Genomic DNA, 6497 nt, shown 5'->3' with positions numbered 1-6497 from the left:
GGATGGGATTCGTTTTCCGGCGGCCACCCGTCCGGGTGGGGCTCCTCCTGGGGCGGCCACGCCGGCTGGTACGTCGGGGGCCCCTCGGCGGGCGTCGCCACCCGGGCCGCCGGCACGGTGGGTGCGACCGCCTCGGGCGGGGCGACCGGCGTCTCCCGTTCGGCCGGGGGCGTGCGCCCACAGACGTGGTCGGGGTTGGCGGCTGCCCGGGCCAGGGCCGCCACCTGCCCGGCGAGGGGGTCGTCGGCGGCGAGGTGCTGCCGGCACAGCTCCCGGGCCAGGGCCAGGTTGTCGTGGGCCTCGGCGAACTCCCCGCAGTCGCGTTGCATCGCTCCGAGCCGGGCCAGCATCTTGATGCCGCTGAGGTGCCCGTCGCCGTACACCTCGCGGTGCAACTCCCAGGCGTCCTGCAGGCGGTCCCGGGCCACCTCGCACTGGCCCCGCGCGTACTCCACGGTGGCCAGGTCGGCGTGCGCGGCCAGCACCCGCAGCGACTCCGGCCCGTCCGACGCGGTCAGCTCGATGATGACGTCGGAGTAGAGCCGGGCGGCGCGGGCGTAGCTGCCGACCCGGTGCAGCACCGCCGCGAGGGTGGCTGCCGCCGCCACGGCGCGCGGGTCGGAGTGACTATGCAGCCGCGTCGTCGCCGCGTACGCGAAGGCGGCCCAGCCGCGCGCGGAGTGTGGCTCGCCCAGCGCGACCAGCACGCGGGCCTGAAGGCCGGCGGCCTCGGCCAGCTCGGGCGAGGCGTGGTCGGGGCGGGGGTCGGCGTCGCTCAACGCGTCGGAGAGCAGCTGTTGCGCGCCGGCCAGGTCGCCGGCGGACACCAGCTGGTGCGCCTGGCCGGTCAATTCACCGAAGGCGGGAGACACGTCCCATCGTGGCCGCACCGCGACAATATGTACAACCCCCCGACGATCGCGATTCGGTCATCATCCGGTCAAGTGGTCGGTCATCGCCTCGCTGATTCGCCGTAGCTGGTCGACCTGGGCGGGGCTGAGCGCGTCGAAGAGGTGCCGGCGTACGCCCTCGACGTGGCCGGGCGCGGCGGCGGCCAGCGCGGCGAACCCGGCGTCGGTGAGCACGGCGACCTGTCCCCGCCGGTCGGTCGGGCAGTCCTCGCGCCGGATCCAGCCGGACGCCTCCAGCCGCGCGGCGGCGTGCGAGAGGCGGCTGCGTGAGGAGCCGGTCGCGTCGGCCAGGTCGCTCATCCGCAGCCGCCGGTCCGGGGCCTCGGAGAGCCGGACCAGGATCTCGTAGTAGGCGTGCGGCATCCCGGCGTCGCGCTGCAACTCGCGGTCGAGCTTCTCCATCAGCGCCCGCGAGGCGGCCAGGTATGCCCGCCAGGTGCGCTGCTCGTCGGGGTTCAGCCAGCGGGTCATGACCGCAATCATACCGTATGTCGTTGAGCGCTCAACTAAAGCGCGCTACCGTGGGGCCCATGGGAATCCATCGCCTCAACCACGCCGTCCTCTACGTCAGTGACCTGGAGCGCAGCGTCGCCTTCTACGGCGACGTGCTCGGCTTCCGGGTCATCCCGATGACCCCGGACGGTTTCCGGGGAGCCGCCTTCCTTCAGGCGCCGGGCTCCACCAACGACCACGACCTCGGTCTGTTCGAGATCGGCCGGGCCGCCGGGCGCTCCACGGCCGGCCGGGCCACCGTCGGGCTCTACCACCTGGCCTGGGAGGTCGACACCCTCGACGAACTCGCCGCCGCCGCCGAGCGGCTGACCGCCGCCGGCGCGCTGGCCGGCAGCTCCGACCACGGCACCACCAAGAGCCTCTACGGCCAGGACCCGGACGGGCTGGAGTTCGAGATCGTCTGGCTGGTGCCGGCCGACCGACTCGACGACGCCGCGCTCACCGCCCGAAAGCGGATCGGTCGCCTCGACCTCGACCGCGAGCGGCAGCGCTACGGCGGCCAGACCCGCGGTGGCGTCGGGATCTCCGTCCCGGCCTGACCGCCGTGCCGGCCCGGCGCGGGGGATCGCCGCGTCCGGGCGGCGGGCGGTGGGGTAGAACGGCAGGATGCCGACCGATGCCGTCCTCCGCGAGCTGCTCGTCCGACAGCTCGACGCCTGGTTGCCCGCAGCGCTTCAGCGCTCGCGGCGGGCCACCCTCGCCCTGGCCTACGCCGGGACCGACGGCGGCGGCGCGGACGCCGCGCTGCGAATGGTGGGGGAGTTCGCCGACCGGCTGCGCGGGTTCCGGCTGACCGTGCTGGTCCTCGCCGAGGGCGACGAGAGCCTGCCGGCCCGCCTCGGCGCGGCCGAGGCGGCACTGCCCGCCGAGGTGGCCGTGCACGTGGTGCCCGGTGGCTCGGCGCGGCTGCCGGTGGCACTCAAGGCCGCCGGCGCGGCCGGGGCGCCGCTGCTGACCGTCGCCCACGGCGCGGCCCCGACGCCGGCACTGCTGGCCGCCGCCCGGTCCGGCCGCCCGGCCGACCTGCTGCTGACCACCGCGCTCGGCGTGCCCCTGCGGCCGCCGCTGGACGCCGCCGGCTTCCCGCTGGTGGCCGAGGTCGACCTGCTCGCCGCGTTGGGCAGCGACGCGGTCGCCGGAGCGGGCAGCGCTTCGACGGGTGGGGCCGAGGGGCTCCCGACGGGCGGGGCCGCGGGGCTGCGGATCGCGTTCGCGACGGGGTCGGACCGGAGCCTCCAGGCGTTCAAGGACGCGCTCTGGGCGGTCGACGAGTCTGCCGGCCTCCGGTACCGTGACCCGGCCGATCCGCAGGGGCGCGCCCTCGACATCGCGCTCGACCCGGACCCGGGTCCGCTGCGCCGGGAACTCCTCGCCGAGCTGGGCCGGTGCGGTCCGCGTACGGTGACCGAGCTGCGCCGGTTCGCCCTCACCTCGACCGTGTACCGGGCGGCGGACGCGACCCGGGCGCTGACCGGCCTGCTCGACGCGAAAGCGGTGGCCCGCGACCCGGAGCACGGTCGGCTCGGCGGGGACGTGCTGATCAGGGCGGTGGCCGGAAACGGCGGATCAGCTGCTTGACCGCGATGGACACTCCGGTGGTGACCACGCCGATGCTGAAGACCATCCGGAGGCAGACCACGATCCAGGCGACCATGAGCCCGACCAGCGACCGGACCTTTATCTGCTCGGGGTCGTCGGCCACGGCGAGCTGCCGGCGCACCAGGTTGGTGACCAGCCACGCCACGGCGGTCACCAGCACCACCGTGACAGCGCGGCGTGCCATTAGCCGAAGGTCGTTCGGGTCCTGCTCGACGAGCCCTGTGAAGTAGGCGACCAGCAGTAGCAGGACCGACAGTGCCGCCCCGCGGCGCTGACGGGTCGGTGGTGTCCCCGCGCCATGGGGCGATTCTCGCCGGGCTCCCGGGCCGCAGCGGGATACCGGCCGGCCCGCCCCGCCGTAGGTCGGGCCGGGGACGAGACGTCGAACGGGGCGCCGGTCGGTCACCGGCGCCCCGTTCGACCCCGGGACGTCAGGCCCGGGACTTGTCCTGCTTCCACGACAGCGGGCCGGGCAGGTCGACGCGGTGCGCCTTCGCCCGCGAGTTCCAGGACCAGCGGCCGATCTTGATGCTCCAGGAGGAGAACCCGTTCTCGGTGAAGTTCAGGATGAGCGGGCCGTACTTCTTGCGCTTGCGGAACATCAGGCCCATCGCGGGGCTCCCTTCGTGACCACTCCCTGCCGTGTCGAACTCGAACATGCCCGAAACCCCGATTCGCGAAACCCGCCTCCGTCCGCACTGGACGCCGCCGCCCACCCGACCCGGGAATTCACACTCAACAGATAGGAATTTGCGATCGGTTCTCTGCTGTAGGGAGTGGGTGTCCAGATGAAAGGCGATTCATATCTCATATTGTGGAAGGGCGTTGACCGCTCGAAGGAGGCGGCGGCACCATGGGGTGATGGCGCAGCGGGACGAGTTCCTTCCCATCGCCCGCGTGCACGTCGACCTGGTCCGACACGCGGGCGCGCTCTGTTGAGGTGACCGGTCGCCCGGCCACCGTTCCGCCCGTCCGCTCGGAGCCCGGTCGGCGCGCCGCCGCGTCCCGCACCGCACCGCACGGCGCCCGCCGCGCGGCGTGGCCGCACCGCCCCGCGGACAGATCAGGAGACAGCCGTGTCCCCTTCCCGTCGCACGACACACCACTCTCTCGTCGACCCTCTCGTCGACGCGGTGCCCGCTTGTCAGCGGGCAGCCGGCCTCCCGGGCACCGACCGGCGACGTTGCCTGCGGCGGCCGGCATGACCACCGTGGACCGGCCCGTGGCCGGCACCACCGAGCTGCGCCCGGTCGACATCGACCTGCTCCGCGCGCTGCTGCACCGGCAGGCCACCACGGTCGCCGTGGTCACCACGCCGGGGCGCTCCGGAGGCCGGGGCCGGCCGGCGCTGCCCCCGGCCGGGTTCGCGGCGACCTCGTTCACCTCCGTGTCGCTGGAGCCGCCGCTGGTGTCGTTCTGCCTCGGCCGGGCGTCGTCGAACTGGCCCACCGTCGAACGCGCCGAGCACGTCGCCGTGCACCTGCTCGCGGCCGGTCAGCAGGAGGTGGCACGCACCTTCGCCACCAGCGGTGTCGACAGGTTCGCCGCGCGCCCCGGCTGGGCGCTCGGTCCGTTCGGTGTGCCGCTGGTCGAGGGGGCGCCCGCGGTGCTGCTCTGCCGGGTAGCGCACCGGGTGTCGGCGGGGGACCACGCCATCGTCATCGCCGAACCGCTGGCCCTCGGTGTGGGGGAGGACGGTGCCCCGCTGGTGCACCACCGGGGTGGCCACGTCGACGCCGACGAGCAGTAGCAGCGCACCCGTGACCGGGCCCGTCGGGCCGGTCGCCCCGCCGTGCCCATGACCCCGCCGTGCCCCCGCCTGCGCGGAACGGGGCCGCACCGGTGCGGGGGCGGTGCGGCCAGACGGTCGGATCAGCGGGGCTCCCAGGCGTCCGGGCGGGCGATCAGCCGCCGGACGTGGCCCGGCAGCCGCCCGCTGGTCATCTCCGCCAGGTTCACCTGGTCAACCACCTGCCGCACCGCCGCCCGCACGGCCACCCAGAGCCGGGGCAGGTTCTCCGCCGCCCCGTCGTAGCTGGTTTCCTCGGGACGCATGCCCCGCACTCCGGCCAGCGGGCCGTCGACCGCGCGCAGGATCGCGCCGATGGTGATCTCCTTTGGCGGCCGGGCCAGCGTGTAGCCGCCCTCGGCGCCCCGCTGGGCCCGGACCAGCCCGGCCCGGCGCAGGTCGGCCAGGACCGCCTCCAGGAACTTGCGGGGCATGTCCTGCTCCGCAGCGATGGACTGGGTCGACAGCAGGGAGGGGTACGCGGTGGCGAGGCTCAGGGCCGCCCGTACCGCGTAGTCGCCGCGCGCGGAGATCTGCACCCACTCATCATGCCCGCCCCTGTCATCCTCGTTGGGCCGGTGGGCGGCCGTTGCCGGGCAACCCGCCCCTCGACGACCGGAACGCGCCCGGGCTCATGCCGACCTCCCGGGTGAAGAACCGGCCGAAGTTCGTCGGTTCCGGGAAACCGAGCCGGCTGCCGATGCGGGCAATCGGCTCGTCGGTGGCGGCGAGCAGCCGGCTGGCCTCCAGCGTCACCCGGTCGTCGATCACCTGCTTCGCGCTGCGCCCGGTCACCGCCAGGCAGGCTCGGGTGAGGGTACGCACCGAGCAGCCGATCCGCGCCGCGTAGTCCTCCACCCGCCGGCTGTGCCGGTAGCCGCGCTCGACCTCCTGGCAGAGCCGGCGGTAGGTGGTGCTCTCGGCGCGTCGCCCGGCCCCGGCCGCGTCCGCGCCTCCGCCTCCGTCCGCGCCCGCCGGTCCCGTTGGGAGCAGCGCGAGCCGCAGCAGCAGTACGGCGAGCTGGTGGCGCAGCAGCGCCCGGGCGGCGGGCACATCCGGGTGCCGCCGGCAGTCCACCATGAACTGGGTCACCTCGTTGACCACCGCGTCCGCGTCCTCGCCGGCAAGTTGCCGGTGGGCGGGCACGTCGTCGGCGGCGTCGACGTCGAGGCCACGCAGGGCCGCGGCCGACCAGCGGACCACCACGGCGTCGAGCTGGCCACCCCCGCAGCGCAGCGTCTGGCCCGGGCGGGCCCGCAGCAGCGTTCCGGGTCGGCAGGGCAACGACCGGAAGTCCAGCTCGGCGGTGCCGTGGCCGCCGGTGACGAGGACGATCAGGTCCGCGTCGAGCAGAACCGGGCGTCGCCAGCCGGTGCCACCGGCGAGGTCGTCGAGGGTGAGGGTGGTGATGTCGGCGGGCCGGGCCGGGGGGTCGCCGACCCGGGCCGCCGCGGCGGTGCCGGGCGCCGCTGGCGCGGTGCGTGCGTTCGCTGGTGTGGGGGCGGACGCCGGTGCGATCCGGGCAGGCGCCAGGTCGGTACGGGCTGACGCCAGGTCACTACGCGTCGCCGGGGAAAGCTGACCGGAGGGGACCATCATCTGTGACGGTATCCCGCGCTCGGGACGGTCGCATCCCGGCGAGTTCCCGGTCCCGCCGCGCCCGGCCCCTTCCTGCTTCCCTCGGC

General features: G+C 74.8%; 9 protein-coding genes. 3 read left to right on the top strand and 6 right to left on the bottom strand.

The window, feature by feature from the left end; translation table 11 throughout:
• Both E1258_RS03395 and E1258_RS03390 read right to left on the bottom strand, forming a co-directional pair.
• A partial coding sequence (locus E1258_RS03395) for a tetratricopeptide repeat protein (protein WP_132396712.1) occupies window positions 1-872 on the bottom strand: 872 nt, incomplete at its 3' end.
• A 60-nt stretch (window positions 873-932) separates the two neighbouring features.
• Window positions 933-1394, bottom strand: coding sequence for a MarR family winged helix-turn-helix transcriptional regulator (locus E1258_RS03390; RefSeq protein WP_207919376.1), 462 nt, complete (start codon window positions 1392-1394; stop codon window positions 933-935).
• A 47-nt stretch (window positions 1395-1441) separates the two neighbouring features.
• On the opposite strand from E1258_RS03390, the gene E1258_RS03385 reads away from it, so the two are divergent.
• Together E1258_RS03385 and E1258_RS03380 are read left to right on the top strand one after the other, a co-directional pair.
• Window positions 1442-1963, top strand: a complete 522-nt coding sequence (locus E1258_RS03385) for a VOC family protein (protein ID WP_132396710.1) — start codon at window positions 1442-1444, stop codon at window positions 1961-1963.
• A 67-nt stretch (window positions 1964-2030) separates the two neighbouring features.
• The gene (locus tag E1258_RS03380; RefSeq protein WP_132396708.1) at window positions 2031-3002 is read left to right on the top strand and encodes a hypothetical protein; all 972 of its coding nucleotides are present in this window, start codon (window positions 2031-2033) and stop codon (window positions 3000-3002) included.
• Here E1258_RS03380 and E1258_RS03375 read toward each other — a convergent pair.
• Both E1258_RS03375 and E1258_RS03370 read right to left on the bottom strand, forming a co-directional pair.
• Window positions 2965-3207 (bottom strand): hypothetical protein, encoded by a 243-nt coding sequence (locus E1258_RS03375; protein ID WP_243715151.1) that lies wholly within the window; start codon window positions 3205-3207, stop codon window positions 2965-2967. The genes E1258_RS03380 and E1258_RS03375 overlap by 38 nt on opposite strands.
• Before the next feature lie 247 nt (window positions 3208-3454).
• A complete protein-coding gene (locus tag E1258_RS03370) occupies window positions 3455-3634 on the bottom strand; it encodes a DUF4236 domain-containing protein (protein ID WP_131056659.1) in 180 nt (59 codons plus the stop codon).
• Window positions 3635-4224: 590 nt separating this feature from the next.
• On the opposite strand from E1258_RS03370, the gene E1258_RS03365 reads away from it, so the two are divergent.
• A complete protein-coding gene (locus E1258_RS03365) occupies window positions 4225-4773 on the top strand; it encodes a flavin reductase family protein (protein WP_132396706.1) in 549 nt (182 codons plus the stop codon).
• A 122-nt stretch (window positions 4774-4895) separates the two neighbouring features.
• Here the strand turns inward: E1258_RS03365 and E1258_RS03360 are convergent, their stop codons facing one another.
• Complete coding sequence (locus E1258_RS03360; protein WP_132396704.1) at window positions 4896-5351, bottom strand: Rrf2 family transcriptional regulator; 456 nt, start codon at window positions 5349-5351, stop codon at window positions 4896-4898.
• A gap of 22 nt (window positions 5352-5373) precedes the next feature.
• Complete coding sequence (locus E1258_RS03355) at window positions 5374-6408, bottom strand: AraC family transcriptional regulator (RefSeq protein WP_132396724.1); 1035 nt, start codon at window positions 6406-6408, stop codon at window positions 5374-5376.
• Window positions 6409-6497 lie beyond the last annotated feature (89 nt).

Origin of the sequence: Micromonospora sp. KC207 (genome assembly GCF_004348615.1) — a bacterium.
Classification (GTDB): domain Bacteria; phylum Actinomycetota; class Actinomycetes; order Mycobacteriales; family Micromonosporaceae; genus Micromonospora.
The sequence above is the reverse complement of the archived record's forward strand: the minus strand, read 5'-3'. Positions and strand labels throughout refer to the sequence as shown.